The organism is Amycolatopsis sp. NBC_00438, from assembly GCF_036026695.1.
Taxonomy (GTDB): Bacteria; Actinomycetota; Actinomycetes; order Mycobacteriales; family Pseudonocardiaceae; genus Amycolatopsis.
Genome location: NZ_CP107923.1, coordinates 494,271 through 519,903, shown reverse-complemented (window position 1 = coordinate 519,903; position 25,633 = coordinate 494,271). Strand labels below are relative to the sequence as shown.

General features: G+C 71.6%; 29 protein-coding genes, 1 tRNA gene and 1 pseudogene. 21 read left to right on the top strand and 10 right to left on the bottom strand.

Annotation, left to right across the window (positions count from 1 at the left end; all coding sequences use genetic code 11):
- Positions 1 to 79 precede the first annotated feature (79 nt).
- The 9 genes and pseudogenes from OG494_RS02480 to OG494_RS02440 form a co-directional block, all read left to right on the top strand.
- Positions 80 to 616 carry a TetR/AcrR family transcriptional regulator gene (locus tag OG494_RS02480; RefSeq protein WP_328451513.1) on the top strand — a complete coding sequence of 179 codons (537 nt, stop codon included), beginning with the start codon at positions 80 to 82 and terminating at the stop codon, positions 614 to 616.
- Between the two features lie 181 nt (positions 617 to 797).
- Positions 798 to 1,703: a LysR family transcriptional regulator gene (locus OG494_RS02475; RefSeq protein WP_328451511.1), complete on the top strand. Its 906-nt coding sequence runs from the start codon at positions 798 to 800 to the stop codon at positions 1,701 to 1,703.
- Between the two features lie 118 nt (positions 1,704 to 1,821).
- Positions 1,822 to 2,979 carry a CaiB/BaiF CoA transferase family protein gene (locus OG494_RS02470; protein ID WP_328451509.1) on the top strand — a complete coding sequence of 386 codons (1,158 nt, stop codon included), beginning with the start codon at positions 1,822 to 1,824 and terminating at the stop codon, positions 2,977 to 2,979.
- An 89-nt stretch (positions 2,980 to 3,068) separates the two neighbouring features.
- A complete protein-coding gene (locus OG494_RS02465) occupies positions 3,069 to 3,818 on the top strand; it encodes a crotonase/enoyl-CoA hydratase family protein (protein ID WP_328451507.1) in 750 nt (249 codons plus the stop codon).
- A gap of 1 nt (position 3,819) precedes the next feature.
- Positions 3,820 to 4,566, top strand: a complete 747-nt coding sequence (locus tag OG494_RS02460; protein WP_328451506.1) for an acetoacetate decarboxylase — start codon at positions 3,820 to 3,822, stop codon at positions 4,564 to 4,566.
- On the top strand, positions 4,563 to 5,477 hold the full coding sequence (locus OG494_RS02455) for a 3-hydroxyacyl-CoA dehydrogenase NAD-binding domain-containing protein (protein WP_328451504.1): 915 nt from the start codon (positions 4,563 to 4,565) through the stop codon (positions 5,475 to 5,477). The genes OG494_RS02460 and OG494_RS02455 overlap by 4 nt, the downstream gene beginning before the upstream one ends.
- A gap of 1 nt (position 5,478) precedes the next feature.
- The gene (locus OG494_RS02450) at positions 5,479 to 6,669 is read left to right on the top strand and encodes an acyl-CoA dehydrogenase family protein (protein WP_328451502.1); all 1,191 of its coding nucleotides are present in this window, start codon (positions 5,479 to 5,481) and stop codon (positions 6,667 to 6,669) included.
- Between the two features lie 49 nt (positions 6,670 to 6,718).
- Positions 6,719 to 6,907, top strand: a complete 189-nt coding sequence (locus OG494_RS02445; RefSeq protein WP_328451501.1) for a hypothetical protein — start codon at positions 6,719 to 6,721, stop codon at positions 6,905 to 6,907.
- A 56-nt stretch (positions 6,908 to 6,963) separates the two neighbouring features.
- A pseudogene (locus OG494_RS02440) lies at positions 6,964 to 7,098 on the top strand (protochlorophyllide oxidoreductase); the annotation flags it as partial.
- A 62-nt stretch (positions 7,099 to 7,160) separates the two neighbouring features.
- Here the strand turns inward: OG494_RS02440 and OG494_RS02435 are convergent.
- Together OG494_RS02435 and OG494_RS02430 are read right to left on the bottom strand one after the other, a co-directional pair.
- A complete protein-coding gene (locus tag OG494_RS02435) occupies positions 7,161 to 8,372 on the bottom strand; it encodes an LCP family protein (RefSeq protein WP_328451499.1) in 1,212 nt (403 codons plus the stop codon).
- Between the two features lie 215 nt (positions 8,373 to 8,587).
- A complete protein-coding gene (locus OG494_RS02430) occupies positions 8,588 to 9,331 on the bottom strand; it encodes an SDR family NAD(P)-dependent oxidoreductase (RefSeq protein ID WP_328451497.1) in 744 nt (247 codons plus the stop codon).
- A 96-nt stretch (positions 9,332 to 9,427) separates the two neighbouring features.
- Here OG494_RS02430 and OG494_RS02425 point away from each other — a divergent pair, with 96 nt between their 5' ends.
- The 4 genes from OG494_RS02425 to OG494_RS02410 all read left to right on the top strand — a co-directional run bounded on the left by OG494_RS02425 (position 9,428) and on the right by OG494_RS02410 (position 13,673).
- The gene (locus OG494_RS02425) at positions 9,428 to 10,048 is read left to right on the top strand and encodes a TetR/AcrR family transcriptional regulator (RefSeq protein WP_328451495.1); all 621 of its coding nucleotides are present in this window, start codon (positions 9,428 to 9,430) and stop codon (positions 10,046 to 10,048) included.
- Between the two features lie 76 nt (positions 10,049 to 10,124).
- Positions 10,125 to 11,642, top strand: coding sequence for an MDR family MFS transporter (locus OG494_RS02420; RefSeq protein WP_442874459.1), 1,518 nt, complete (start codon positions 10,125 to 10,127; stop codon positions 11,640 to 11,642).
- A 66-nt stretch (positions 11,643 to 11,708) separates the two neighbouring features.
- A complete protein-coding gene (locus tag OG494_RS02415; protein ID WP_328451492.1) occupies positions 11,709 to 12,665 on the top strand; it encodes an SHOCT domain-containing protein in 957 nt (318 codons plus the stop codon).
- 24 nt (positions 12,666 to 12,689) lie between these two features.
- Positions 12,690 to 13,673, top strand: a complete 984-nt coding sequence (locus tag OG494_RS02410) for an RNA polymerase subunit sigma-70 (protein WP_328451490.1) — start codon at positions 12,690 to 12,692, stop codon at positions 13,671 to 13,673.
- Between the two features lie 269 nt (positions 13,674 to 13,942).
- Here OG494_RS02410 and OG494_RS02405 read toward each other — a convergent pair whose 3' ends face one another.
- Positions 13,943 to 14,206: a WhiB family transcriptional regulator gene (locus OG494_RS02405; RefSeq protein WP_328451488.1), complete on the bottom strand. Its 264-nt coding sequence runs from the start codon at positions 14,204 to 14,206 to the stop codon at positions 13,943 to 13,945.
- 589 nt (positions 14,207 to 14,795) lie between these two features.
- On the opposite strand from OG494_RS02405, the gene OG494_RS02400 reads away from it, so the two are divergent.
- The gene (locus OG494_RS02400; RefSeq protein WP_328451486.1) at positions 14,796 to 15,284 is read left to right on the top strand and encodes an RNA polymerase sigma factor; all 489 of its coding nucleotides are present in this window, start codon (positions 14,796 to 14,798) and stop codon (positions 15,282 to 15,284) included.
- Between the two features lie 147 nt (positions 15,285 to 15,431).
- A complete protein-coding gene (locus OG494_RS02395) occupies positions 15,432 to 16,028 on the top strand; it encodes a sigma-70 family RNA polymerase sigma factor (protein ID WP_328458848.1) in 597 nt (198 codons plus the stop codon).
- Here the strand turns inward: OG494_RS02395 and OG494_RS02390 are convergent, their stop codons facing one another.
- Entirely contained in the window at positions 16,029 to 16,874 is an 846-nt protein-coding gene (locus OG494_RS02390) for a LysR family transcriptional regulator (protein ID WP_328451484.1), read from the bottom strand.
- Positions 16,875 to 16,970: 96 nt separating this feature from the next.
- Between OG494_RS02390 and OG494_RS02385 the strand changes: the two genes are divergently transcribed.
- The 3 genes from OG494_RS02385 (at position 16,971) to OG494_RS02375 (ending at position 20,094) form a co-directional block, all read left to right on the top strand.
- The gene (locus OG494_RS02385; RefSeq protein ID WP_328451482.1) at positions 16,971 to 17,951 is read left to right on the top strand and encodes a bile acid:sodium symporter family protein; all 981 of its coding nucleotides are present in this window, start codon (positions 16,971 to 16,973) and stop codon (positions 17,949 to 17,951) included.
- Between the two features lie 62 nt (positions 17,952 to 18,013).
- Entirely contained in the window at positions 18,014 to 18,541 is a 528-nt protein-coding gene (locus OG494_RS02380) for a dihydrofolate reductase family protein (protein ID WP_328451481.1), read from the top strand.
- 152 nt (positions 18,542 to 18,693) lie between these two features.
- Complete coding sequence (locus OG494_RS02375; RefSeq protein WP_328451479.1) at positions 18,694 to 20,094, top strand: hypothetical protein; 1,401 nt, start codon at positions 18,694 to 18,696, stop codon at positions 20,092 to 20,094.
- 155 nt (positions 20,095 to 20,249) lie between these two features.
- Here the strand turns inward: OG494_RS02375 and OG494_RS02370 are convergent.
- A tRNA-Ile gene (locus OG494_RS02370) sits at positions 20,250 to 20,323 on the bottom strand.
- 189 nt (positions 20,324 to 20,512) lie between these two features.
- On the opposite strand from OG494_RS02370, the gene OG494_RS02365 reads away from it, so the two are divergent.
- The gene (locus tag OG494_RS02365; protein WP_328451477.1) at positions 20,513 to 20,785 is read left to right on the top strand and encodes a hypothetical protein; all 273 of its coding nucleotides are present in this window, start codon (positions 20,513 to 20,515) and stop codon (positions 20,783 to 20,785) included.
- A gap of 50 nt (positions 20,786 to 20,835) precedes the next feature.
- Here the strand turns inward: OG494_RS02365 and OG494_RS02360 are convergent, their stop codons facing one another.
- Both OG494_RS02360 and OG494_RS02355 read right to left on the bottom strand, forming a co-directional pair.
- Positions 20,836 to 21,270, bottom strand: coding sequence for a hypothetical protein (locus OG494_RS02360; RefSeq protein WP_328451475.1), 435 nt, complete (start codon positions 21,268 to 21,270; stop codon positions 20,836 to 20,838).
- A gap of 55 nt (positions 21,271 to 21,325) precedes the next feature.
- A complete protein-coding gene (locus tag OG494_RS02355; protein WP_328451473.1) occupies positions 21,326 to 22,288 on the bottom strand; it encodes a hypothetical protein in 963 nt (320 codons plus the stop codon).
- A gap of 192 nt (positions 22,289 to 22,480) precedes the next feature.
- Here OG494_RS02355 and OG494_RS02350 point away from each other — a divergent pair, with 192 nt between their 5' ends.
- On the top strand, positions 22,481 to 23,491 hold the full coding sequence (locus OG494_RS02350; RefSeq protein WP_328451471.1) for a hypothetical protein: 1,011 nt from the start codon (positions 22,481 to 22,483) through the stop codon (positions 23,489 to 23,491).
- Positions 23,492 to 23,568: 77 nt separating this feature from the next.
- Here the strand turns inward: OG494_RS02350 and OG494_RS02345 are convergent, their stop codons facing one another.
- Together OG494_RS02345 and OG494_RS02340 are read right to left on the bottom strand one after the other, a co-directional pair.
- Complete coding sequence (locus tag OG494_RS02345) at positions 23,569 to 23,772, bottom strand: hypothetical protein (RefSeq protein WP_328451469.1); 204 nt, start codon at positions 23,770 to 23,772, stop codon at positions 23,569 to 23,571.
- Positions 23,773 to 23,848: 76 nt separating this feature from the next.
- Entirely contained in the window at positions 23,849 to 24,364 is a 516-nt protein-coding gene (locus OG494_RS02340) for a hypothetical protein (protein WP_328451467.1), read from the bottom strand.
- A gap of 206 nt (positions 24,365 to 24,570) precedes the next feature.
- On the opposite strand from OG494_RS02340, the gene OG494_RS02335 reads away from it, so the two are divergent.
- Positions 24,571 to 24,852: an isoamylase gene (locus OG494_RS02335; protein WP_328451465.1), complete on the top strand. Its 282-nt coding sequence runs from the start codon at positions 24,571 to 24,573 to the stop codon at positions 24,850 to 24,852.
- A gap of 4 nt (positions 24,853 to 24,856) precedes the next feature.
- Here OG494_RS02335 and OG494_RS02330 read toward each other — a convergent pair whose 3' ends face one another.
- On the bottom strand, positions 24,857 to 25,597 hold the full coding sequence (locus OG494_RS02330; protein WP_328451463.1) for a LysR family substrate-binding domain-containing protein: 741 nt from the start codon (positions 25,595 to 25,597) through the stop codon (positions 24,857 to 24,859).
- Positions 25,598 to 25,633 lie beyond the last annotated feature (36 nt).

Below are 25,633 nucleotides of genomic sequence, written 5' to 3'. Positions count from 1 at the left end.
TCACTCCTTAAGTGGGGACTTCCCCGTTTATGGTTCGGCTACGCTAACCGGGGACTTCCCCACTTGGCAAGGGAGCAGCATGACGGCACGGGCCCGCAGGTCGGACGCGCGGGACAACCAGGCGCTGCTGCTCGCCGCCGCGAAGGAAGTCTTCGCCGAGGACGGGCCGGACGCGCCGCTCGACCGCGTCGCCCGCCGCGCCGGCGTCGGCAACGCGACGATGTACCGGCACTTCCCTAACCGGCGCGAACTGGTCGTCGCGGTGTACGCCGACGAAGTCGCGGAGCTGCGAAGCCGCGCGGACCTCGACGCGGACGACCCCGGCGAAGCGCTCTTCGCGTGGCTCGGGCTGTTCGTCGAGCACGTCCGGACCAAGCGCGCCCTCGCCCTGTCGCTCGCCGATCCCGCGGGTGACCACGAGGGCCTGTTCGCCGGCTGGCACGCCGCGATGAACACGACCGCCGCCGCCCTGCTCGGCCGCGCCCGGGCCGCCGGCGCCGTCGCCCCCGACGTCACCGAGCTGGACCTCCTCCTGCTCGCGACCGGCATCGCCCTGTCCGGCGGCGAACCCGCCCGGCTACTCGCCCTGGTCCGCCGCGGCGCGTCGACCCCCTGAATACGCGTGTCGTCCATCCAGGTACGCGTGTCGTCCGTTCCGGTACGCGTGTCGTCCGTCCGGGTACACGACTCGCGTGATCGGAGGGTCAACTCACGTGATTGGAGGGACGACACGCGCACCTCGGTGGACGACACGCGTACCTGGGAGGACGACACGGTGGGGGCCGTAGGGTCGGGGGATGGAGATGCTGCACCTGCGCTACTTCGTCGCGGTCGCCGAGGAGCTGAACTTCTCGGCCGCGGCTCGGAAGCTGCACATGGCCGCGTCGCCGTTGAGCCAGCGGATCAAGGACCTCGAACACGAGCTGGGCCAGCAGCTGTTCGACCGCAGCACCCACCACGTCACGCTCACCGCCGCCGGGACCGCGTTGCTGCCGCTCGCGCGGGACGTCCTCGAGCAGGTCGGCGCGATTCCCTGGAAGCTCAAGGAGGCGACGCGGCCGCAGCGCAGCACCGTCTTCCTCGGCATGCCCGCCGGGGTACACCCGGACCTGCGGGACCGGGTCAACGCGCTCGCCGAGCGGGTCAAGGCGCGCTACGAGCTCAAGCGCTGGCCCGGCACCACCGCCGACCTCGTGCAGGGCGTGCACGACGGGAAGCTCGCGCTCACCCTCGCCCGGCTGCCCGTCACCGATCCGGCGCTGGAGCAGCTGCCGGTGATGTCGGAACGGCTCGGCGCGGTCGTCCCGGCCGACCTGTTCGCCGGACGGGACTCCGTGACGCTCGCCGAACTGGCCGAATTCCCGTACGTGGCCTCACCCGGGGAGATCACGCCCGCGTACTTCGACCAGCTCGACCACCAATTGAACGATCTGGGCGTCAAGAAACGCATTCGGCTGACCAACACCGGCTACGGCGGAACGTCCGAAATCATTTCCAGCGGCGAGGCTTTTTCCATTTCCATGCTGGACGGCAGATCGCCGATGCACGGTTACCGGCTCGACAACGTCATCGTCCTGCCGTTCACCGATTTCCGTCCCCAGCTCGACACGGGCCTGCTCTGGCGGCGCGACCGCGCGGAAGGCGACCTCCAGGAACTCTTGGACGCCGCGAAAGACGTCTTCGACGAACCGCTCGACAGCTGACCACAATGGTATGACCGTCGCGGTCATACCATTGTGCGCATCATGATCATTCCCTTTCCCCGCGTTCGCGCCTACGTTCGTGAGTAGAGCAACGAAGCAAGGCGCGAAAGGACGAATGATGACGGACATCACCCCCACCGCCGCCGGCCCGCTGGACGGCGTGCGCGTGATCGACCTCTCGACCGTGGTGATGGGCCCGTACGCGGCCCAGATCATGGGCGACCTCGGCGCCGACGTGATCAAGATCGAGTCCCCCGCGGACACCGTGCGGGTGGGCCAGTACCGCACCACGCCGGGCATGACGCCGCTGAACCTGAACGTCAACCGCAACAAGCGCAGTGTGGCCCTCAACCTCAAGGACGAAGCCGAGCGCGAGCAGGCGCTGAAGCTGATCGACACGGCCGACGTGCTGATCACCAACATGCGCCCCGGCGCGCTGAGCCGGCTCGGGATGAACTACGCCGACGTCGCCGCGCGCAACCCGCGCCTGGTCTACGCCCACGCCCAGGGCTTCCGCAGTGATTCCGACCAGGCCGGCAACGCCGCCTACGACGAGACCGTGCAGGCCTCCTCCGGCCTGGTCGACGTCGCCAACCGCGCGCTCGGCGAGCCGGTCTACCTGCCGACGATCATCGGCGACAAGGTGTCGTCGCTGACCATCGCCTACAGCGTGCTCGCCGCGCTGGTCCACCGCGACAAGACCGGCGAGGGCCAGCAGATCGAGATCCCGATGACGGACACGCTGCTCGCGTTCAACCTGGTCGAGCACCTCGCCGGCCACACCTACGAGCCCGCCGAAGGCCCCACCGGCTTCGCGTTGTCGATGACGAAGGGCCACGCCGCGGTCCGCACCAAGGACGGCCTCGCCTGCGTCATCCCCTACAACCCCAAGAACTTCCGCGACTTCTTCGCCGCGGCGGGCCGTCCGGAGCTGGCCGCCGACCCGCGCGTCAACGGCGAGGCCATCGACCGCGCCGACAACGAGTGGCTGACCGCGCAGATCGCCGCGTGCGCCCCGGCGCTGACCACCGAGGAGTGGGCCGAGGTCTGCGCGAAGCACAGCATCCCGATGGCGCCGGTGCTCGAACTGGACCGGGCGTACGAGGACAGCTACGTCCGCGACGGCCACCTGCTCGACACCGTCGAGCACCCGAGCGAGGGCACCATCCGCACGGTCGGCATCCCGGTGAAGTTCTCCGCGACACCCGGCTCGATCCGCCGGCTGGCCCCGCTGGCCGGCCAGGACACCGCCGAAGTCCTCGCCGAGCTGGTCTGAACCACCGCACTTTCTCGGCGAAAGTGATGCGGAGGCCGTAACTCCGGAACACTTTCACGGCGAAAGTGACGTAAAGAGAGTGTGAAGTCATGAGCAGTACTGAAGTAAGGACCGAGCGGGTTGGCAGCACCTTGCTGATCACCATTGATCGGCCTCAGGCTCGCAATGCCGTCAACGCCGCTGTGGCCGCTGGGTTGGCCGCTGCCTTGGACGAGCTGGAAGCCGATCCGGCGCTGCGGGCCGGCGTCCTCACCGGCGCCGAGAACACCTTCAGCGCCGGCATGGACCTCAAGGCCGCGCTCAAGGGCGAGTCGCCGGAGATTCCCGGACGCGGGTTCGGCGGTCTCACCGAGGCCGAGCTGTCCAAGCCGCTGATCGCCGCCGTCGAAGGCTTCGCCATGGGCGGCGGGTTCGAACTGGCGCTGGGCTGCGACCTGATCGTCGCCGCCGAAGATGCGAAGTTCGGCCTGCCCGAGGTCAAGCGTGGTCTGATCGCCGCCGGTGGTGGCGTGATCCGGCTGCCGAAGCGGATTCCGCACCACCTGGCGATGGAGTTCCTGCTGACCGGCGAGCCGGTCACCGGCCGCCGCGCGGGTGAGCTGGGCCTGGTCAACCGCGTCACGCCGAGCGGGGACGCCGCCGCCGTCGCGCTGCAGCTGGCCGAGAAGCTGGCGGAGAACGCGCCCCTCGCGCTGGCCGCCGTCAAGAAGATCGTGCGTGCCGTGGATCCCGCGACCGCGCAGCGCGAAGAAATCAAGAAACTGATGCAATCCCACGACGTCCGCGAGGGCATGACCGCCTTCGCCGAGCGCCGCAGTCCGAAGTGGACCGGTGAGTGACATGAAGATCGACGAAGTCCGCCAGCACGTGACGACTCCCCTGACCGCCCCGGCGTTCGCGCCCGTGGTCCCGAGGTTCACCGACCGCGAGTACCTGAACATCGTCTACCGCACCGACGCCGACGCCCTGCGCGCCGTCGTGCCGGAGCCGCTGCGGGTCGGGGAACCGTTGGTGCGCTTCGAGGTCATGAAGATGGGCGATGTCTCCGGCTACGGCCCGTACACCGAGTCCGGCCAGGCGATCGAGGTCAGCTTCGACGGCGAGCGCGGCGAGTACCTGCACGCGATGTACCTCGACAACTTCCCGGCCACGGCGTCCGGGCGCGAGGTCAGCGCGTACCCGAAGACCGTCGGCAGCCCGAGTCTGTATGTCGACAACGGCGTCCTGGTGGGCACGTTGGACTACGGGACGCTCCGGGTGGCGACCGCGACCATGGGCTACAAGCACCACGAGCTGGACGTCCGCGAAGCCGAGAAGCAGATCACGGTCCCGACGTTCATGCTCAAGACCATCCCGAATTACGACGGAACCCCGCGCGTGCAGGAGCTGGTCCGCACCGAGATCACCGACGTCGTGGTCAAGGAGGCCTACACCGGCCCCGCGCGGTTGCAGCTGTTCCAGCACGTCCTGGCCCCGCTGGCCGACCTGCCCGTGCTGGAGGTCGTGTCCGCCAGCCACATCCTCACCGACCTGACGCTCGCTCCGGTCAAGCCGGTCTTCGACTACTTGAAGGGAGCCCAGTCATGACTTTCCGCAATGCGGCCGTCATCGGCGCCGGCACCATCGGCCTGTCCTGGACGGCGTTGTTCGCCCACCACGGCCTGACCGTCCGCGTCAGCGACCCGCGTCCCGACCTCGCCGAGGCCATCACCGAAGCACTCGAGACGTTCGCCCCGCACCTCGGCACGACCGCCGACGAGCTGGCGAGCCGGGTCCAGGTCGCCGCCGATGTCATCGACGCCGTGAAGGACGCCGATGTCGTGCAGGAGAACGGACCCGAGAACGTCGAGTTCAAAAAGGACCTGTTCGCGACGCTGGTCAAGGAAGCCCCGGACCACGCCCTGCTGCTGAGTTCGTCCAGCGCCATCCCGTCGACGGCGTTCACCGGCGACCTGGCCGACGCGTCCCGGGTCCTCATCGGACACCCGTTCAACCCGCCGCACCTGATCCCGCTGGTCGAGGTCGTCCCCGGCGAACGGACCAGCCAGCAAAGCGTCGAGACCGCCGTCGATTTCTACGCCTTCCTCGGCCGGACGCCGGTCGTGGAGCGCAAGGAGCTGCCCGGGTTCGTCGGCAACCGGCTGCAGAACGCGCTGAGCCGCGAGGCGATCTACCTCGTCGAGCAGGGTGTCGTGACGCCGGAAGAACTCGACAAGGTGATCACGAACTCGCTCGGCATCCGCTGGGCCACCGTCGGGCCGTTCCTCGGCTCGCACCTCGGTGGCGGCCCCGGCGGCTACCGGCACATGGCCGAGCACATCGGCAAGTCGATGAAGAAGATGTGGGCCAGGCTGGGCAATCCCAGCCAGAGCCCCGAAGAGCAGGAACGGCTGATCGAGGCCGTCGAAAAGGCTTACGGCTCCTCCACGTACTCGGAACTCGCCGAGACGCGCGACCGCAAGCAGCTCGCCGTTCTGCACGCAGTGGAGGAGAACTGACATGGAACCGCTCAAGGACAAGCTGACCGCCGACTTCTACGACTTCGAGGCGCTGCTGCCGGACGACGAGCGCAAGCTGCTCGTGAGTGCGCGCGAGTTCATGCGGAACGACGTCAAGCCGCTGGTGAACGAGAACTGGGAGAAGGGCACCTTCCCGAAGGAACTGATCGGGATGTTCCGCGAGAGCGGTCTCGCGGGTCTGCCCTACGAGGGCTACGGCGAGCACAAGCCCGCGGTCAGCCACCTGCTCACCGGCATGATGGCGATGGAGATGAGCCGCACCGACGCGTCGGTCGCGACGTTCTTCGGTGTCCACAACGGACTCGCGATGTACTCGATCTATTCCGGCGGCAGCCAGGAGCAGCGCGACCGCTGGCTCCCCGAGATGGCCGCGATGGACAAGATCGGCGCGTTCGCGATGACCGAGCCGCTCGGCGGCTCCGACGTCGCCGGCGGCATGCGCACCACCGCCAAGAAGGACGGCGACTCCTGGATCCTCAACGGCGCCAAGAAGTGGATCGGCAACGCGACCTTCGCCGACTACATCGTGGTCTGGGCGCGCGACGTCGACGACAACCACGTCAAGGGTTTCGTCGTCGAAAAGGACATGCCGGGCTTCGTGCCGGAGAAGATCGAGGGCAAGATCGCGTTCCGGATCGTCGAGAACGCCGAGATCACCCTGACCGACGTCCGCGTGCCGGAGGCGAACCGCCTGCAGGGCATCGACTCCTTCCGCGACGTCGCGGAGATCCTGCGCGCCACCCGCGGCGGTGTCGCCTGGCAGGCGCTCGGCGTGGCGATCGGCGCCTACGAAGCCGCGCTGGCCTACGCGCAGGAGCGGCAGCAGTTCGGCCGGCCGATCGCCCGCTTCCAGCTGGTGCAGGACCTGCTCGTGAAGAGCCTCGGCAACATCACCGCGTCGTGGGGCATGCTCGTGCAGCTCGCCCGTCTGCAGGACGCCGGGATCTTCAAGGACGAGCACTCGTCGCTGGCCAAGGCGTTCGTGACGTCGCGGATGCGCGAGGTCGTCGCCTGGAGCCGGGAGATCTTCGGCGGCAACGGGATCGTGCTCGGCTACGACGTCGCGCGGTTCTTCGCCGACGCCGAGGCGATCTACTCCTTCGAGGGCACACGCGAGATGAACACCCTGATCGTCGGCAAGGCGATCACCGGGCAGAGCGCGTTCGTGTAAGGACTCTCAGTTCACGCAGCCGGCGGCCGACGAGGTCGCCGGCTGCTCCGTGTCGGCCGTTCCGGACGCCGTGGTGGCCGCTCCGGTCGGCAAGTCGGCCGCTCCCGACGCCGGGGCCGAGCGACCGGAAGCCGACTGCTCGCCGGCCGACCCGCGTGAGCCGGCCGCCGAGATCGTCCAGGTGGGCCGCACCCTCGAGGCGCTGCTGCGCACGAGCCGCGAGGAACCCGTCCGGTGATGGGACACCTGCGCCGCCTGCTCGCGCCGAGCGCGTGACAGGAGTTAAGTACACGCATGACTGAGCGTTGGGCCGAAGCCGACATCGCCGACCAGACCGGCCGCACCGCGGTGGTCACCGGCGCGAACTCCGGCCTCGGCCTCCGCACGGCCGAGGTGCTCGCGGGCAAGGGGGCCCGCGTGCTTCCCGCCAACGGCCACCACGACGACCGAATCGCCGACACGGCGACCGGAGTGGCCAACACGAGGTCGGGTCAGTTCACGCAGCCGGCGGCCGACGAGGTCGCCGGCTGCTTCTGCGTGGTGCCCGGGGTCCCGGACGGCGGCGTGCCGGTCGCGGCCACCGGCTTGACGCCGCCCGCCACCTCGTCGCCGGACGCCTGCACGGCCGGCGTGCTGATCGCGGTGCGGACGAACTGCTGGACCTGACCCGGGTCGACCTTCACGGCGTCGCCGTCGGACGGCGTCTGCAGCGAGAGGCTCTGCACCGGGATCGTGGCGAACCCGATCGCGCCCGAGGTCATCCCCCGCAGCTGCTGCGCGAAGCTCAGGACGTCCCAGCCCCTGTCCAGGACGACCGCGCCCTGTACGGCGCCGACCAGCGCGTTCAGCTTCGACGGGCTGGTGAACGTGCCGGCGTTGAGGAGGTTCTTCGCCATCCCGGAGAGGAACGCCTGCTGCCGCGCGATCCGGTCGAGGTCGCCGCCCGGCAGGCCGTGGCGCTGCCGGACGAACGCGAGCGCCTGGGCGCCGGTCAGCGTCTGCGGGCCGGCCGGGAAGTCCGCGCCGGAGTAGGTGTCGTGCACCGGCTCCTTGAGGCAGACCTCGACGCCGCCGACGGCCTGCGACAGCGCGTCGAACCCGGCGAGGTTGATCGCCGCGTAGTGGTTGATCGTCAGGCCGGTGAACTTCTCGACGGTCTGGATCGCGGTCTTCGCGCCGGCCTGGTTCGCCGCCACCTCCAGCTGCGCGCCGGAAAGCCCCTGCGCGCGCAGATCGGACATCGAGGCGTTCTTGCCACGGCTGTAGGCCGAGTTGATCTTGTGCTTGCCGTACCCGCCGGCGATGTCCACATAGGAGTCACGCGGGATCGAGATCGCGGTCGCCGCGGCGCCGCCGGCCGGGATGTGCACCACGATCATCGTGTCCGTGGTGTCCCCGCCGTCGTCGCCGCTGCCCGCGTGCAACGCGTCGAGAACGCTCTGCGGCAGCGGGTTGCCGTACGCGTCGGTCCGCGCGTCGATCCCGACGAGCAGGAGGTTCTGGGCGACCTTCAGCGGCTCGCCGATGGCGACCGTGTCGTCGTCGATCTGGGCGGCGGGCGGGATCACGTCGGCGGTGACGATGCCGTCGTCCAGCTTGCTCAGCTGCGACCACGCGTACCCGGTGGCCGCGAGCACCAGCGTCGACACGACGCCGAGCGCGACACGGCCGCCGATGCGGCGCCCCCGGGACGACAGCAGCACGACAAGTTCCCCTTGCTTCCCTCGATGACCTCCGACCCCTGTCTTCGAGGATCACCGCGCTAGCTGGGAATTACCTGAGAAACTTGTTGAAAGCTTGTGACGCTGCCCGATCGGCCGAGCAAGAACGAGCCTATCGGCCGATTTCGCGACGGACCGTACCGAAGCGCACACGGGAAAGTGCTGTGGCGCCTGCCACACGCGTCCCGGTCAGCGGATCACCGCGGCATCCTGCGCCAGATCGCGCGGGGCAGCAAGCGCATCGCGAAGAAGACCGGACGGAGTACCCCCGGCACCCAGACGACCCCGCGGCCGCGGCGCAGCCCCGCGACGGTCGCGTCGGCGACCTGGTCCGGCGTGCTCGAGAACGGCGCCGGGGACATGCCCTCGGTCATCCGCCCGATGACGAAGCCCGGGCGGACCAGCAGCAGGCGGACGCCGGAGCCGTGCAGCGCGTCGGCGAGGCCGCTCGCGAAGCCGTCGAGGCCGGCCTTCGCCGAGCCGTAGACGTAGTTCGCGCGGCGCACCCGGATGCCCGCCACCGAGGAGAAGACGACGAGGCTGCCGTGCCCCTGCGTGCGCAGGAGGTTCGCGGCGTGGGTCAGGATGCCGACCTGAGCGACGTAGTCGGTGTGGACGATCGCCGCGGCGTGGGCGGCGTCGGACTCGGCGCGGGCCTGGTCGCCGAGGATGCCGAAGGCGAGCACGACGACGCCCAGGGGCCCGTGGCCGGCAACGACCTTCTCCAGGAATGCGCCGTGTGCGGCGAGGTCGTCGGCGTCGAAGTCGGCCGTTTCGACGGTTTCGGCGCCGGCTTCGCGCAGCGCGGCGACCTCCCCGCTGAGGTCCGCGCCCGGCCGCGCGGCCAGGACGAACCGCCGCGTGTCCCCGCTGACCAGGCGTTTCGCCACGGCCAGCCCGATCTCACTGCGTCCGCCGAGCACCAGCACCGTTCCGCTCACCCCGGCAGTCTCCCAGCCGGGACCACCACCCGCGAAGGCAGGTAGGTGCACGAAATGCAACTTTGCATGACGTGCAAGTTCCGCTACCGTGGTGGCGTGCCCCCACCTCCCGGCCTCCGTGAGCGCAAGAAGTACGAGACGCACCGCGCGCTGGCCGTCGCCGCCGTCGAACTCGTCGCCGAGCGCGGCCTCGACGCCGTCACGGTGGAGGACATCGCGGCCGCAGCCGACGTGTCGGTCCGCACGTTCTTCAACTACTTCGCGTCCAAAGAGGACGCGGTGGTGATCGCCTTCCCGGACCACCTCGAACGCACCGAGCGCGCCGTCGAACGGTTCCTCGCCCAGCCGCCCGAGCTGTCCACAATGGACGCACTGGTCGCCGTCATGCGCGAAGAGGTCGCCGACGTCGGGGAAAACCCCCGGGAGTGGCTGGCCAGGATGACCGCGATCAAGAAGAACCCGGCCCTGTTCCACCGCGCGGTGACGATGAACGCCCAGCAGGCCGAGCCGTTGACCGCGGCGATCGCCCGGCGCGCCGGGTGCGAGCAGGGCGACCTGTTCCCTTCGCTGCTGCTGGCCGTGGTCGGCGGCGCGATGAGCGCCGCGATGCTGCGGTGGCGCGAGCTGGACGGCAAGAACACCACGGTCACCGAGCTCTTCGACGAGGCCGTGGCGAGCGTCGCCGCCGGCCTGCCCGATCCGAAGCGGACCCGCTGACCCGGTCCGCGTCCGACACCCAGGGGGGACACCCATGTCCATGACCGCAGATCCACCGGCGACGACGACCGGCCCGATGAGCCGCAGACAGGTGCTCGAAGCCATGTCCGGGCTGATGATGGGCATCTTCGTGGCCATCCTCGCCTCGACCGTGGTGGCCAACGCGCTGCCGCGGATCGTCAGCGAGCTGGGCGGCTCGCAGTCGTCCTACACCTGGGTGGTCACCACCGAGCTGCTGGCGATGACAGCGACGGTTCCGTTGTGGGGCAAGCTTTCCGACCTCTACAACAAGAAGCTGCTGATCCAGGTCTCGCTGGCGCTGTTCGTGGTCGGCTCGCTCGTGGCCGGGTTCGCCGGCAACATCGAGGTGCTGATCGCCAGCCGGGTCGCGCAGGGCATCGGCGGTGGCGGGCTCACCGCGCTCGCGCAGGTGATCATGGCGGCCATCGTCTCCCCGCGTGAGCTCGGCAAGTTCTCCGGGATCTTCGGCGGCGTGTTCGCCGTCGGCACCGTCGCCGGCCCGCTGATCGGCGGCGTCCTGGTCGACACGTCGTGGCTCGGCTGGCGCTGGTGCTTCTTCCTCGGCGTCCCGTTCGCCGTCGCCGCGATCCTGTTGCTGCAACGGACGTTGAAGCTGCCGACGGTCCGCCGGGACGTGAAGGTCGACTACCTCGGCGCGTTCCTGATCATGGCCGGGGTCTCGACGCTGCTCGTCTGGTCGTCGCTGGCCGGGCACCAGTTCGCCTGGGGCTCGTGGCAGACCGCGGTGCTGGTGACCACCGGCTTGGTCGTGCTCGCGCTCGCCGTGCTGGTCGAGGCGAAGGTGCGCGAGCCGATCCTGCCGCTGGGCCTGTTCCGCAACCGCACGATCACGCTGACCACGGTGGCCAGCTTCCTGGTCGGCGTCGCGATGTTCGGCGGCACGGTGTTCCTGTCGCAGTACTTCCAGCTGGCACTGGGCAAGTCGCCGACGGTGGCCGGGCTGATGAGCCTGCCGATGATCTTCGGCCTGCTCGTCTCCTCGACGGTCTCGGGCCAGCTGATCAGCCGGACCGGCAAGTGGAAGGCGCACCTGGTCCTCGGCGCGATCCTGCTGGCGGCCGGGCTCGGGCTGCTCGGCACGATCGACGCGCACACGAGCGTGCTCGTGCTCAGCCTGTTCATGCTGGTGCTCGGCGTCGGCGTCGGCCTGCTGATGCAGAACCTGGTGCTGGTGGCCCAGAACGACGTCCCGGCGCACGACCTCGGTGCGGCGACGTCCACGCTGTCGTTCTTCCGCAGCCTCGGCGGCTCGATCGGCGTGAGCGCGCTCGGCGCGGTGCTGGCCGACCGCGTGACGTCGTTGATCACCGCGGGCCTCGGTCCGCTGCCGGGCGGCGGCAGCTCGGAGACGGTGCCGAACCTGGCGACGCTGCCGGAGCCGGTGGCCAAGGTAGTCCGCGAGGCGTACGGCACCGCGACCAGCGACCTGTTCCTGATCGCGGCGCCGATCGCGCTGCTGGTGGTCGTCGCGGTGGCGTTCCTCAAGCACCTGCCGCTCAAGACGCAGAGCGGTCTGGAGCGGCTGGCGGAGGAGACCCCCGCGGTCCCGTAACACCCCGGCCTCCCCGGCCGACTCCCGTCTCGCTCGCGGCGCGCGGGCGGGACGGGAGGAGGGCCGGTGTTCGGACGGACCCGGTGGCCGGTGGTGTCGCTCGAGGACGCCGACCTGTTCGCGAACCTGCTCGACGCGGCGTCGAGCGCCGCGCCGGCGGACGCGGGGCCGCCGCTGCGGGAGCTCGTCCGGCTGGCCCGGCTCGGCCCGGAGCACCCCGAGCGGACGCTGTGGCAGTGGTGCGCCGCCTGGTCGGCGGCGTGTGACGAGCTGGACGAGCACGTCCTGGCGCTGAAGATCGCGGTGTTCGTCCGCTCGTGGGCCGAGACGGCGGAGCATCCGGTGGCGGCCTCCCTCGGGAGCCCGTCGCCCGCCGAGCGCGCGGCCATCGACGAGGCCGCGATCGCCGCGGCGGCGAAGGTCGACGACTTCGTCGCCGTCCGGCGCCGGGAAGCGGCCCGGGCCCCGGCGTTCACCGACACCCTCACCGCGGAACGCCGGAACTTCATCGACCACCGGTACGCGTTCCACTGGGACACGATGACCGACTTCCTGATGCCCGGCGAAGTGGTGCGGGAAGCCTGCCCGGTGCTGCTGCCGAACCTGCGCGTGGCGATGCTCGCCCTCACCGACGACCGGCTGCTGATCGCCCGGGGCAACGCTTTCGGCTTCCTCGAGCCGACCTGCGTCCTGATCGACCTCGAGCACGTGCTGACCGCGCGCTACTCCATGGGCCGGTTCCGCGACGCGAACGGCTTCAAGGACCTGGTCCACAAGGCGCACGAACTGGTCGTCGAATCCCGGACCGGGATCTTCTCCGTCTCGTTCGGGGTGCGCGGGACACCGGCGAGCGAGGGTTCCCGGTGGCCGAACCTGATCCTCGATCGCCAAGGCCGCAAGAGCGGACCGCCGGCGACCGGCGGGCTGGCGGCCGATCTCGAAAAGCTCGCGGCTCTGCGCCGCGAGGGCCTGCTCACCGAAACCGAGTACCAAGCCGCCAAAGCGCGGGTCCTCGGCTCCTGACCCGCGGTGCGCTAGCTTGCCGGGGTGGACTTCGAAAGCGTCGTCGAGCGGCATCGCCGGGAAATCCAGGTGCACTGCTACCGGATGCTCGGCTCGCTCGGGGACGCCGAAGACCTCACGCAAGAGACCTTCCTGCGGGCCTGGAAGGCCCGCGACGGCTTCGAGGGCCGCGCGAGTGTGCGCACCTGGCTCTACCGGATCGCGACCAACGCCTGCCTCGACGCGCTCGATCGCCGGCCACGGCGGGTGCTGCCCGATCAGCTGGGGCCGGCCGGGGAACCGGACGGGCCGCTCGCCGCCGTGGACCAGCCGTGGCTCGAGCCGTGTCCGGACCGGCTGCTGGACCTCGAGACGCCGGACGCCGTGGTGGTCGAGCGGGAGACGATCGAACTCGCGTACCTCGCCGCCGTGCAGTACCTGCCGCCGCGGCAGCGGGCCGTGCTGGTGCTGCGCGACGTGCTCGGCTGGTCGGCGAAGGAGACGGCGGCGCTGCTGGAGACGAGCGTCGCGTCGGCGAACAGCGCGCTCCAGCGAGCCCGGACGACGCTGCGTGAGCGGTTGCCCGCGCGCCGTTCCGAGTGGACCACCGGTGACCCGACAGCGGCGGAAGCCGCGCTGCTCAAGCGGTTCATCGCGGCGTACGAGCAAGGTGACCCGAGCGCCGTGGCGAAGCTGCTGCACGAGGACGCCCAGGCGATCATGCCGCCCTACCCGCTGTGGTTCGGCTCGCGCGGGGCGATCATCCGGGCGCTCGTGCTCAGCATGGACCCGGCGTCGCCGACGTGCGTCGGCCGGTTCCGGATGCTGCCGATCCGCGCCAACCGCCAGCCCGCGGTGGCGACGTACCTGCGTCGCCCGGGCGAGGACGGCTACCGCTGGTTCGGCGTCACGCTGCTGACGGTCGAACGCGGCCTGGTGGCGGCGATGGCGGCGTTCGAACCGCCGTCGGCGGCGCCGTGGGGTCTGCCGGAGACCTGGCCCACCGACGGCCGGCCTGCATCCGAGTGAGCACGTACGCGGATCCGGCGTGATCGACGCCGTGACCCGCGTGATCGGAGCCGCGACTCACCTGAGTGGCGATGTGACTCACGTGAGTGAAGGCGCGACGGAAACGCGCTCAGGCTATTCGGACAATGCGTCACCCACATCAGGCAAAGCAAATGCCCGGGTGGGTGATTCCGTGAAATCACCCACCCGGGCACACACACTCCCGGAATCTTATTCTCCGGTTTCGGTGTTTCGCTCGAGGCCGCCGGGAAGAGGTCACCGGGCGGCGGTCACGCCACTCGGTCCCGCTGGGGCGCCGTGTGCACCAGGCGCCGGCGTTCGACCGCGGTGGCACCGCCGAAAACGCCGTGGTCCAGGCCGTTGTCGAGCGCGTAGCCGAGGCACTCGGCGCGTACCGGGCAGCGACCGCACACCGCCTTCGCGTGGGACGTCTGCCGGGCGCCCGGACCGACCTCGGAGATCGGGAAGAACAGTTCCGGGTCCTCGTCCTTGCAGGCCGCGAGTTCCGCCCAGCCCGTCATCGTGGCTTCCATTTCCTTCGTTCACCTCCCTAGCTCTCTTGTTTCCCATTGTCGTGACGCGTCAACCGAGTTGACCGCCGCGGGGCGCGCAAGCGTATCCGCGTCGGTCAAGGGGTTTTGGCGTCGGTCCCCGGCTCACCCTCCGGGCAACCAAGACTGCAACACGTGAGAGTACGCCTTTCTTCCGGGGATCTCGATGTCGATCACGTCACCCGATCGACGGCAACGGCCCCGGCGCGTCCCCTTGCGCGACTGCGCTCAGCCCTGGTCACCGGTGGCCGGTTTACCGGTCCGGCAAGGTTTTCCGGCTCGGCCGGGGTCGGCCGCGCGCCGGGACGCGCGGTGGCCGGCCGGTGACCGGAAGTCACCGTTCGCGGGTGCGTCTCCGGCCGGGACCGGGACGCGCGGCCAAGTGCCCGTGGTGTCGGTCTCCGTGACTCATCCCGCCCGGGTACCCAAGATCGTCCGGCCAACCCATCACTGTGCGTGATCCGGATGGCGCACCGCATTACTCCTACCGAGGAGTCTTGACCGAATCGTTACACGTAACGGTCACCTCACCGCACCTGTTCCTGTGGAGGCGAGGGGTGGTGAGGCGGCCGTGTGCGGTCGAGACGAGTTCGACGCGTTCTTCCGCGCCGATTTCCCGCCACTCGTGGCGTTCCTGTGCAAGGCCGGGTTCGAGGTCGAAACCGCGCGTGACGTCGCCGCCGAGGCGATGCTGCACGCGCTGGAGGCGTGGCCGACCATCGAGGACCCGCGGGCCTGGGTCCGCCGCGTCGCCGGCCGGCTGCTCGACGCGCCGGGGGAAGCGCGCGTCGACTGGGCACCGGTCGCCGACCCGCGGGACGACGAGAAGCTGGCCGCCCTGGTGGAGCAGCACGGCGACCTCATCGGGCTGCTCGCGACGCTCCCCGGCCAGCAGCGGGCGGTCCTCGCGTGGTCCCTCGACGGGTTCACCCCCGCGGAGATCGCGAAGGCGCTGCGGGTCGCCCCGGCGACCGTCCGGTCCAACCTCCGCCACGTACGGGAACGCCTCCGGCGTCACCGGGCCGCACGACCCGACGATCAGCGGGACAGGGGAAGGTGAGCTGAAATGCCGGCAACCGAGTACGGGGATCGCGCGATCACCGAGCAGCTGCGGGAGTCGAACGCCGCGCTGCACGACTCGCTGCGCGTCGGCCTCGACGTGGAGGGCACCCTGCTGCGGGTGCGCAGCCGCGCGCTGGTCCGGGAGATCGCCGCGGCGCAGCCCGCCGGGGACTTCCCGGACCACTGGCGCCGCCACGACGAGCCGGTCGCCGACGCGATCACCGGCGACGACGCCGCGACCGCCCGGCTGCTCGCCACGATCCGCCCCCTGGTGGTGCGCTACTGCCGGGCGCGCGTCGGGCGCAGCGAGCGGTCCTTCGCCTCGGCCGACGACGTCGCCCAGGAGGTCTGCCTCGCCGTGCTCACCGCGCTGCCGTCCTACCGCGACCAGGGCCGGCCGTTCCTGGCCTTCGTCTACGGCATCGCCCAGCACAAGGTGGCCGACGCGCACCGCGCCGCGGCCCGCAACCGGACCGACCCGATGGCCGAGGTCCCCGACGGCGTCGCCGAGACCGCCGGCCCGGAGCAGCGCGCCCTGCAGTTCGAGCTCAACGAACGGCTGGCGCGGCTGCTGGAGATCCTGCCCGAGAAGCAGCGCGAGATCGTCGTGCTGCGGGTGGTCGTGGGGTTGTCCGCGGAGGAGACGGCGGGCGCGGTCGGCTCGACCCCGGGCGCGGTCCGCGTCGCCCAGCACCGCGCGCTGGCCCGGCTGCGGCGCCTGCTGACCGGCGAAGAGGCGTAGTCAGTCCGGTTTCCCGGAGCCGACGCGGTCCAGCACGAACTCCGCCAGCGCCGCCGCGGGCTCCTCCATCGACTCCCGCGCCAGCAGCATGAACTCGATGTCCCCGGGTTCGGGCAGGCCGTCGAGCTCGACGAGGTCGGCCGGGACGAGGCTGCGCGCGTGCAGGGTGACGCCGAGTCCGGCCGCCGCCGCGGCCCGCAGGCCGGTGAGGCTCGACGTCTGGCACGCCGCCCGCCACTCGAGGCCGGCGCGTTCGAGGCACTCGACCGCGAGCTGCCGGGTGATCGAGGGCATCGGGTACTGCACCAGCGGCACCGGCTGGCCCGGCTCCAGCACGGTGGCCGCCGAACCGATCCACACCAGCGGTTCGCGCCACAGCAGCCGGCCGTGGTGCGCGCCCGGCCGGCGTTTGCCGAGGACGAGGTCCAGCTGCCCGGCCCGCAGCCGCTGCGCCAGGACGTCCGAGAGCTCGACGGTCAGCTCGACGTCGACCAGCGGGTGACTGCGGCGCAGCCGGTGCAGGATCTCCGGCAGCTCGCCGAGCGCGAAGTCCTCGGACACCCCGAACCGGACGCGGCCGCGCAGCCCGGCGCCGCGGAAGTGCCGCTGCGCGCGCTCTTCTGTGTCCACGATGGTCTGCGCGAACCCCACCATGGCCTGCCCGCGCGCGGTGAGCTCGACGGTGTGGGTGTCGCGGGCGAACAGCAGCCCGCCGGCGTCCTTCTCCAGCCGCCGGACGTGCTGGCTGACCGTCGGCTGGCCGACGCCGAGCCGGCGCGCGGCCGCGGTGAAGCTGCGCGTCTCGGCGACGGCGAGGAACGACCGGCACAGTCGTGGGTCCAGCACTCGCTTCTTTTATCACAATCGGCGATGACAGTCAGTCCGGTCATCGGGGTTCACAATGAGCGCGAGGCGGCCGAGAATGGCCGTGGAAGGAGATCCATGTCCCGCTTGCGTCTCGACCCGTTCATCCTCGCCATCCTCGCCACCGTCGGCGTCGCCACGCTGCTGCCCGCTTCGGGCGCCGTGGCCGGTGGGTTCGGCACGGCCACGACGGTGGCCGTCGGGCTGCTGTTCTTCCTCTACGGCGCCCGGCTGTCCACCCAGGAGGCCCTCGACGGGCTGCGGCACTGGCGGCTGCACTCGGTCGTGCTCGCCTCGACGTTCGTGCTGTTCCCGCTGCTCGGCCTGGCCGTGACGCTGCTGCCGTCGTCGGTGCTGCCCGGGCAGCTCGCCGCCGGCGTGCTGTTCCTGGCCGTGCTGCCCTCGACGGTGCAGTCCTCGATCGCGTTCACGTCGATCGCGCGGGGCAACGTGGCGGCCGCGATCTGCAGCGCGTCGCTGTCCAACCTCGCCGGGATCGTGGTGACACCGATCCTGGTGGCGCTGCTGCTGTCCGGGGACGGTGCCGGCGTCGACGGCTCGGCCGTGCTCGGGATCGTGCTGCAGCTGCTCGCGCCGTTCGTCGCGGGCCAGCTGGCGCGGCGCTGGATCGGCGCCTGGATCACCCGCAACTCCGCGCCGCTCAAGCTGTTCGACCGCGGGTCGATCCTGCTGGTCGTCTACACGGCGTTCAGCGCGGGCATGACCGAAGGCATCTGGCACCGCCTCGACGTCGGCCACCTGCTGGTGCTCGCGGCGGTCTGCGTCGTCATGCTCGCGGCGGTGCTGACGGCGACCGGGTGGGGCGCGAAGCTGCTCGGGTTCGCCCGCGCCGACCGGATCACGATCGTGTTCTGCGGGTCGAAGAAGAGCCTGGCCAGCGGCCTGCCGATGGCGACGGTGCTGTTCGGGCACGCGCAGGTCGGGCTGATCGTGCTGCCGCTGATGCTGTTCCACCAGCTGCAGCTGATCGTCTGCGCGACGATGGCACGCCGCTACGCCCGGGACCCTTCGGACGCCGGGGAACTCGTCGCCGCCTGAGCGATGAGTTTTCCGGGCGAGGCAGGTCAGTAGAGGTGACCCCGCACGGAAAGGCACCTTCCATGGCCAAGCTGCTCTACCACATCACGATGTCCCTCGACGGCTTCGTCGCCGGGCCCGCCGACGACATGTCCTGGCTCGCCGGGCAGTTCTCCGGGCCGAACCCGGTCGTCGAGCGGCTGCTCGCCGGGATCGGGGCGGTGCTGCTGGGCCACCACACCTACGCCCCGGCGACGTCGGCCGAAGGCGAGGTCTACGGCGGCCGCTGGCAGGGCCCGAAGTTCGTGCTGACGCGCGACGACCCGGCGACGGCCCAGCCGGGTTTCACCTTCGTCGACGACCTCGGGGCCGCCGTCGCGACCGCGTCGAAGGCCGCCGGTGACGGTTATGTCGCGCTGCTGGGCGCCACGCTGGCCCGGCGGTGCCTGGAAGCCGGGCTGCTCGACGAGGTGCTGGTGCACGTGGTGCCGGTGCTGCTCGGCGACGGCGTCCGGTTGTTCGACCATCCGGGCGGGACGCGGGTGCGGCTCGACCCGATCGAGCTGAGCCACGCCGGGCGGATCAGCAACATCTGGTGCCGGGTCGCCTGATTGTCCACTGTGGACAGTACCGCTCAGCGGAAACCCGGTGACACCGGATCATCGCGAGCCTTGGTGTCGATGTTCGTCGTGCGGGGGAGGCACGCTCCGGGGGCCACTTCGTGCTGCCCCGGCTCCCCCGCGCGCAGGACGAGGGGACTCCGATGACAGGCACGAAACTCCGAAGACGAGCCACCGTGGTGACCGCGCTGGGCGCGCTGGCCCTGGCCGCACCGCCGGCGCAAGCGGCCGAGACCACCGTTCCCTGCGACGCGGCCGCGCTGGTCCAGGCGGTCGCCGCGGCGAGCGCCACCGCCGACGCGGACACGCTGTCGCTGGCACCGGGCTGCGACTACCCGCTCACCGCCGTAGCCGGCACCACCTGGGCGGCGGGACTGCCGTCCGTCCGCGGGAAGCTCACGGTCCGGGGCAACCACGCGACGATCCGCCGGGCCGCCGGCGCGCCGCAGTTCCGGCTCATCGCCAACCGGGGCGACCTGACCCTCACCGACGTCACGCTCACCGGCGGCCACGCGCCCGACGGCGTCGGCGCCGGTGGTGACGGGCGCGGAAACCCGGGCGAGAGCGGCGGCGCCATCGAGAACTGGGGTCCGCTGAGCATCACCGGCAGCACGGTCACCGGCAACACGTCCGGCTCGGGCGGGCGCGGGGCCGACGACGCCTCGCCCGGCCGCGGCGGACTGGCCGGCTTCCGCGGCGGGATCTCCTCCTACATCGGGAGCCCGACCGCTCCCCTGACCATCGCCGGCAGCGAGATCACCGGCAACTCCACCGGCGACGGCGGCCGGGGCGGCGACGCGACCGGGACGGCCACCGGCGGCGACGGCGGCTCGGGCGGCTTCGGCGGCGGGCTCTACACCTCCGTCGGCACGGTTTTGCGGATCACCGGCAGCACCGTCACGGGCCGGCTGCTGCGCTCGGTCGTCGAGAGCGTCGAGCTGCCCGGCCGGCGGGTCGTGGCCCAGGACAGCGTCGTGTACGCGCGGGGGAAGGGCAACACCGCCGGGGTGGGCGGCCCGGGCGGAACGGGTGGCCCCGGCGCCGGTTCCGGAGCCGGGGGCAGCGGCGGCTCGGGCGGTGGGCTGTTCGTGGCCACTCGCCAGGATGAGCACCTGGACCCGGTCGTCACGACGACCGAGCTGAGCGGAAACCACGCGGGCCGCGGCAGCGCCGCGGGCGTCCCGGGCCCGGGCGGCTACGTCGGACGGGCGGGCTACGGCGGCAGCGGCGGCGGGCTCGGCCTGTTCTACGACGCGCTCACCTTCGACGGCGGGAGCGTCACGGACAACACCGCGGGCGAGCCGGGGGCGGGCTACTCGCCGCCGGCCGCCGACGCCGGCGGCGTCTACACGCTGGACGCCCGGGTGACGCCGGCCAACGGCGCGACGGTGACGGGCAACCGGCCGAACAACTGCTCTTCGGTGGCGGACGTGCCCGGGTGCGTCAACGCCGGGAATCCCTTGCTCTACGCAGCCGTGGCCGGGTTCCGGGACGGCCGGGCCGAGGCGGCCGTCGCCGCGTTTTCGGCGTCGGCGGGGCGCTGATTCGTTTCCCGGGTCCGGCCGGGCGTGGTCCGGCCGGGCCCGGGAACCGGCGGGAAACGCTGCGTGCGCAACGGAAATCGATGCACGGTGCGTGCGCGTCAGGGAAATTCGCGAGCGGCGAGTTCCCGCGCGAGCGGACCTCGCCCACGATCGAGTGGGGCGGGCGGGGCTCGAACCCGCGGCCAAGGGATTATGAGTCCCCTGCTCTAACCAACTGAGCTACCGCCCCCTGACCCCGGTGCGCGCAGGCGGCTCGGGGATGTGCCAATGCAAAGAAGACCCAGTTCGTTTCAAGTTATCACAGCGGCCATCCGGGCCCACCCGGTAGGCCAAACAGGTTGTCGTGGCTGCCGACCGGAGCACGCTCGTCTAAGTTGCAAGGACGTTGCCGCTGAACGGCCCGGCGGGAAGGTGAACGATGGCCACCGCACTCCGAGCCGCACCGTCCCCCCTGCTCCGGCTGGCGTTGCTCGACGCCGTGACCGCCGGAGCCGGCCTCGGCTACCTCGCGCACCAGTACCGGGAGGCGCTCGTGGCGAACTCCGCGGCCATCGGCCTGGGCCTGCTGCTCCTGTTCGCGCTGGGCTACGGGATCCGCGCGGCCGCCCGTGTCCTGCTGCGGGCCGGTTCCCGCATGGACGCCATCTTCGCCGACGAACTGCGGGACAAGCCGTCGCCACGGCCACGGTGACCTGAAGTCGTTGCCGGGCAAGGGTTTCGCCGCGGATTCCGTGACCCGGTTCAGCCCGCGGGCGGCGTCGTGGTCGGGGGCGGAGAGGTCGTGGTCGGGGGCTGCGATGTCGTTGTCGGCGGTGTCGCCGCGGCGCCGTAAGCCGCGTAGGTGAACCAGATCTGGCCGAACGTCTTCGGGGTCGTCTGACCGAACATCGCGCGCACCTGGAACGTCGTCGCCGTGGACGACCCCAGCACCGTGTTGAGCGTGAACGCGTTGAACGCGCTCGGCGTGTTGGGCGACACCACGATCGCCTCCGGCACCTTGCCGAGACCGTGGGCGACCGTGCAGAAACCGTTGCCGTCGGTGACGCAGGTGGCCTGCGCCGCCTGGACGAGCGGCGCCGGCGCCGGGCCCACGGCCGCGGACGCGCCGGCGAAGGCCACCGCGCCCGCGGCGACCACCAGCGCCCCGGCCAGTGCGGCGAGTGCTCTGTTTCCCATGACGGGCCTCCCCTGGTGGACGACCCACCCAGGGTCGTCGGCGAGGCCCGGCCCGTTACGCCTCCGGCAGCCACTGGACGCCGTACGCGTACCCCAGCTGGGGCGCGGCGAAGTCCTGCACCACCTCGAACGTGCCGTCGAGGGGCAACGGCTCGCCCGGCTGCGGCGGGTCGGACAGGACCGAGTTCGGCACCTTGTCCAGCCGCCACACCGCGCGGGGCGGGTGGTGCGGGTCGAAGCGGACGCGGACCGTGAAGGACTCGCACGTCACCAGCGGGACGAACGCGTACGACGGGCGGATCGGGCGGCCGTCGCGGACCTGGTACTCCAGCGAATAGGTGTGGTCTTCGCCGGCCTTCAGGGGCCGGGGCAGGTCCAGCGGCCAGCGGAAGTGCCGTTGCCCCTGGCGGATCGGCTCGCCCATGCGGACGCCGTACCGGGCGTCGGCGGCCACGTCGCGCTCGGCGTCGGTGCCGTCTTCGACGCGGGGCACCGTGAGCTGGGCCGAAATCCGGTTCAGGCCGTCGCGGGTCGCGACGATCAGGCGGTCCTCGATCAGTGTCGGCACCAGGGTGTCGAGCCGCACGACGGCGTTGAGCCGCTTGACGAACCAGCCCTTGTCCGGGTCCGGCTCACCCCGGTCGGGATGTGTCCTCGCCTCGATCTCGGCGGCCAGCCGGGCGCAGCCCCGGTCGATCCGCCGCCGGGCGGTGCGCTCGGCGACCTGCAGCCGCTCCATCAGGACCGCGACCCGGTCGCTGAGCAGCGCGTACTGCGCGCCCGGTTCGATGCACAGCGCGATGGTGACCGCCAGGCGGTCGTCCCGGGGGAACTCCTCGATCGCGGACTCGATGGCGGCCCGCAGGACGCGCCGCGCCTCCCGGTCGTTCTTCGCGCGGTGCAGCTCGCACCAGCCGGAGATCAGCGGGCCCACCCGGCTGAGCAGGCCCTCGGTCTCCAGGCCCCAGCCCCGCCGCAGCGTGGTCAGTTCGCGGCTCAACCCGCCGTCGTGTGCCATCGGAAACCGATTGTGGCACGCGGACTTCCGCGCGATCGGACGTATTCGCTGCACCGATCAGGTGATTCACCGGGTGGCCAGTCGCTGGCCAGTCGGCCCGGAACTCGGCCTGGCACCGGCCTTTTCCTCTCCCCCGCCCGGCCGACCATGTGCCCTGTCGGCGTATTCGCCACGAGGCAGCTGGAGGACCGCTTGCCCGGCACCACGCACCCGATCCGCCCGGTCGACGTCGCCGGGGTCCGTGAACTGGCGCGCGCCGGGCGGCTGGCCGGTTCGGCTTCGGCCGCGCCGCCCCGCGACCTCGCCCGGCTGCGCGGAGCCGTCTACGCCGTGACCTGGCCGCTGGTGTTCGCGCGGCTCACCAAGCCGCTGGAGCTGCGACGCCGGCACCCGGACTGCCTCCGCGGGCTGGAATGGATGCGGCCCGACTGCCTCGACGGCTTCCACGACGACGTCGAAGCCGTGGTGGAGCACGCGTTGCGGCGCGCGACCGGGCCGATCGAGAACCTGGAGGGCTGGCTGGCCACCCGGCTCAACCCGGCGACCGTCGACGCGCACCGGCGGCGGCGCGGCGAAATCGGGGCGCTGCAACGACCTCGGCTCCCGGCCTGGCTGGGCGACGCCCTCGGCGGCGACCCGTGGCTGGGCGAGCTGGCCGTGCGGATCCTGCTCTGGGTCGGGGTGCCGACGACCGCGGGCGGCGAGCTGTGGCCGCTGGCCGGCTGGGCCGCGCACCGCGCCGAGGTCACCGGCGAGCCGGCCGGCCGCGACACGCGGGACACGCTCGACCGCGAGGTGCGGAAAGTGCTGGCGGCCATGCGAACCCGGCCGAACTGGTACGCCGAGCACGTCGAGCGCCCGCTCGGCCACAAGCGCGCGCCGGTCGCGCCGATGCCGGCCGACAGCTCGGCCGAGCTCGCGGCGCTGGAGCTGGTGCGGCCGCACGAGGTCGACGACGCCCGGCTTTCGGGTCTCGCCGAGCAGGCGCTGCGGGCCATCGAGGCCCGGCTGGCCCGCGGCCAGGACCCGGCGGTCGCGGTCACGGCGGTCGTGCGCGTGCTGTTCGGCGCGGCCGACCCGGCGGTGCTCGACCGGTTGCCGCGCAACGGTTCCACCCGCGACGACTGGCTGAGCGCCGCCCTCGCCGACGACGCCCGCCTCGACCGGATCGTCACCACTGCCCTGACCGTCCTCGCCCGCTGACCCCACCGCCACCTCCACCCTGCCCCGCAAGTCCGTGAAGGCCTCCTTCACGGACGTAGAGTCCCTCAAGGAGGCCTTCACGGACCACTGGCCAGGTCTGGTGCGGGGCGGGGGTCCGAGGTCTTCAAGGTCAGCGAGGTCAGCGAGGTCAGGCGGACGTCGAGGGCTTCGGCCAGCGTGCCGGGCGGGCAGCCCGCCTTACGGGCTCGGGTCCCGGCGTCGGCCAGTTCGGCCAGCAGCAGCTCGCGCAGGCACGAACGGGTGGCGTCGGGGAGTTTCACCGGCGGGCCGCGGATCTGGTCACCCGATGCTCCTCTCGCCGGTCCCGCCTTCCCCTGACGGACACGCCCGGATCCTTCAGCGCCACCACGGCGGTGGGGGCGCCGGGAGCGTCAGCGGGCAGCACGTGTGGCGGCCCGCCCAGCAGTCGCCGAGCCAGCGGGTCAGCGCGACCGGGCCGAGCAGGCTGTCCTCCCACACCGGCCTCAGCTCGCCGGCCCGGCGCAGGACGCGTTCCGCCGTGCGGCAGAAGCGGATGATCGTGGCGACCGCGGCGTCGGCCCGGTCGATCGTCCAGGCGACCGCGGCTCCGGGCAGCCGGGCCGGCACGTTGAGGCCGGTGGCGACGGTGCAGTCCCGGGCCAGCTGGACGGCGAGGTCGAACTCGACCGCTTCGGCGCAGCGCTGCCGCACCTGCCAGCCGGGCGAAGCCGTGGCGGCGTGCAGGCCGGCCAGCCGCGCCGCGGCCAGCCCGTCCCACACCGTCAGGAGCACCGCTCGCGTGTCGGCCGGTGGCGCGTCGGCGAGCTCGCGAGTCGCGGCGCTGAGCCAGGCACACGGGTCCTTGACGAGACGATCAACGGTGATGGTCACGGCAGCCAGTTTTGCACCGGAACCCCCGAAAGACAGCAAGATGATCATGGATCGGGCCAGGTCCACCCGGTCGGTGGCGCACCGTTGAGCGGCGTCGTCCCCCTTTTGAGCACTCTTCGTGACCGAATCGTCACAGGTGTGCGATCATGGGCGCGCTCAGCGTCGAGCACGCCCTCCTGACCGTCCCGTGAAAGGGCCACCGCCGAGTGATCAAGATCAGCAAGAGCCGCGCCGGTTCGAAGCGCGTCACGTTCAGCCTGCCGATCGGCGCCCCGCCGGGGCGGGTGAGTGTCGTCGGTTCGTTCAACGACTGGACGCCCGGCCGCCACCACCTGATGCCGCGGTCCAACGGCCGCCGGTCGACGTCGGTCGAGGTGGTGCCGGGCACCGTGCTCCAGTTCCGCTACCTCGGCGAAGACGGCCACTGGTTCGACGACCCGGACCTGCCGGACCGCGCCAACGGCAACTGCGTCTGCGAAACGGGCTGAGCGCTCAGGAGCGGCGGCGCGGCTTCCCGCGCTTCGCCACTCCACCGCCGCGTCGGCCGGCTCCCGGCTTGCCGGCCTTGCCCCCGGCGGGCTTGCGGGCCGGCGGCTTCCGCTCGGCGGGAGCCGGTGCGGGCGCCCGGCCGCGTGTGCTGTTGACCGTGCGGCCGCGGACGATGCCGATGAACTGCTCCATCAGGTCGCTGGTCTCGTCTTCGAGCCACGACAGCGCCACGCCCGACTGCGGGGCGTCCGCCACCGGCCGGTAGGTGAGGTCACGGCGGTGGTGCAGGCGCGCGAGCGACTGCGGGAGGACCAGCACGCCGATGCCCGCCGCGACGAGCTCGATCGCGTCCGCCGTCGTCGCCGGGCGGTCCACGGCCGGGCGACCCGGGAGCGAATCCCACTCGATCGTGTCATCGAGGGGGTGCAGCACGACCTCGTCCGCCAAGTCCGCTGTGGACACTTCGTCGGCCGCGGCGACCAGGTGGTCCTTCGGCACGAGGACGACCGTCGTCTCGGTGTAGAGCGGGATCGCGTGCAGGCCCTCGCGGTCGAGCGGCGAGCGCAGCAGGGCCGCGTCGGCGCCGCGCTCGCGCACGAGGGCGGTGGCGTCCGCGGCGGCCACGGGAACGAGCAGCAGCGGCACTTCGGGGACCCGCTCGGCCCAGGTCCGCACCCACTTGGCGGGTGTCGCTCCCGGGACGTACGCGAGCCGGAAGGAGGCGGGAACGTCCGGGCCGGTCACCGGGTCAGGTTACCGGTCGGGCGCTGGCTACCCTGG

Excerpts from the sequence above, each read along its gene's own strand:
- OG494_RS02480 (WP_328451513.1), top strand. The coding sequence starts at position 80 with ATGACGGCACGGGCCCGCAGGTCGGACGCGCGGGACAACCAGGCGCTG.
- OG494_RS02455 (WP_328451504.1), top strand. The coding sequence starts at position 4,563 with ATGACTTTCCGCAATGCGGCCGTCATCGGCGCCGGCACCATCGGCCTG.
- OG494_RS02470 (WP_328451509.1), top strand. The coding sequence starts at position 1,822 with ATGACGGACATCACCCCCACCGCCGCCGGCCCGCTGGACGGCGTGCGC.
- OG494_RS02385 (WP_328451482.1), top strand. The coding sequence starts at position 16,971 with ATGTCCCGCTTGCGTCTCGACCCGTTCATCCTCGCCATCCTCGCCACC.
- OG494_RS02375 (WP_328451479.1), top strand. The coding sequence starts at position 18,694 with ATGACAGGCACGAAACTCCGAAGACGAGCCACCGTGGTGACCGCGCTG.
- OG494_RS02460 (WP_328451506.1), top strand. The coding sequence starts at position 3,820 with ATGAAGATCGACGAAGTCCGCCAGCACGTGACGACTCCCCTGACCGCC.
- OG494_RS02465 (WP_328451507.1), top strand. The coding sequence starts at position 3,069 with ATGAGCAGTACTGAAGTAAGGACCGAGCGGGTTGGCAGCACCTTGCTG.
- OG494_RS02475 (WP_328451511.1), top strand. The coding sequence starts at position 798 with ATGGAGATGCTGCACCTGCGCTACTTCGTCGCGGTCGCCGAGGAGCTG.
- OG494_RS02380 (WP_328451481.1), top strand. The coding sequence starts at position 18,014 with ATGGCCAAGCTGCTCTACCACATCACGATGTCCCTCGACGGCTTCGTC.
- OG494_RS02360 (WP_328451475.1), bottom strand. The coding sequence starts at position 21,270 with ATGGGAAACAGAGCACTCGCCGCACTGGCCGGGGCGCTGGTGGTCGCC.
- OG494_RS02450 (WP_328451502.1), top strand. The coding sequence starts at position 5,479 with ATGGAACCGCTCAAGGACAAGCTGACCGCCGACTTCTACGACTTCGAG.
- OG494_RS02365 (WP_328451477.1), top strand. The coding sequence starts at position 20,513 with ATGGCCACCGCACTCCGAGCCGCACCGTCCCCCCTGCTCCGGCTGGCG.
- OG494_RS02355 (WP_328451473.1), bottom strand. The coding sequence starts at position 22,288 with ATGGCACACGACGGCGGGTTGAGCCGCGAACTGACCACGCTGCGGCGG.
- OG494_RS02420 (WP_442874459.1), top strand. The coding sequence starts at position 10,125 with ATGAGCCGCAGACAGGTGCTCGAAGCCATGTCCGGGCTGATGATGGGC.
- OG494_RS02405 (WP_328451488.1), bottom strand. The coding sequence starts at position 14,206 with ATGGAAGCCACGATGACGGGCTGGGCGGAACTCGCGGCCTGCAAGGAC.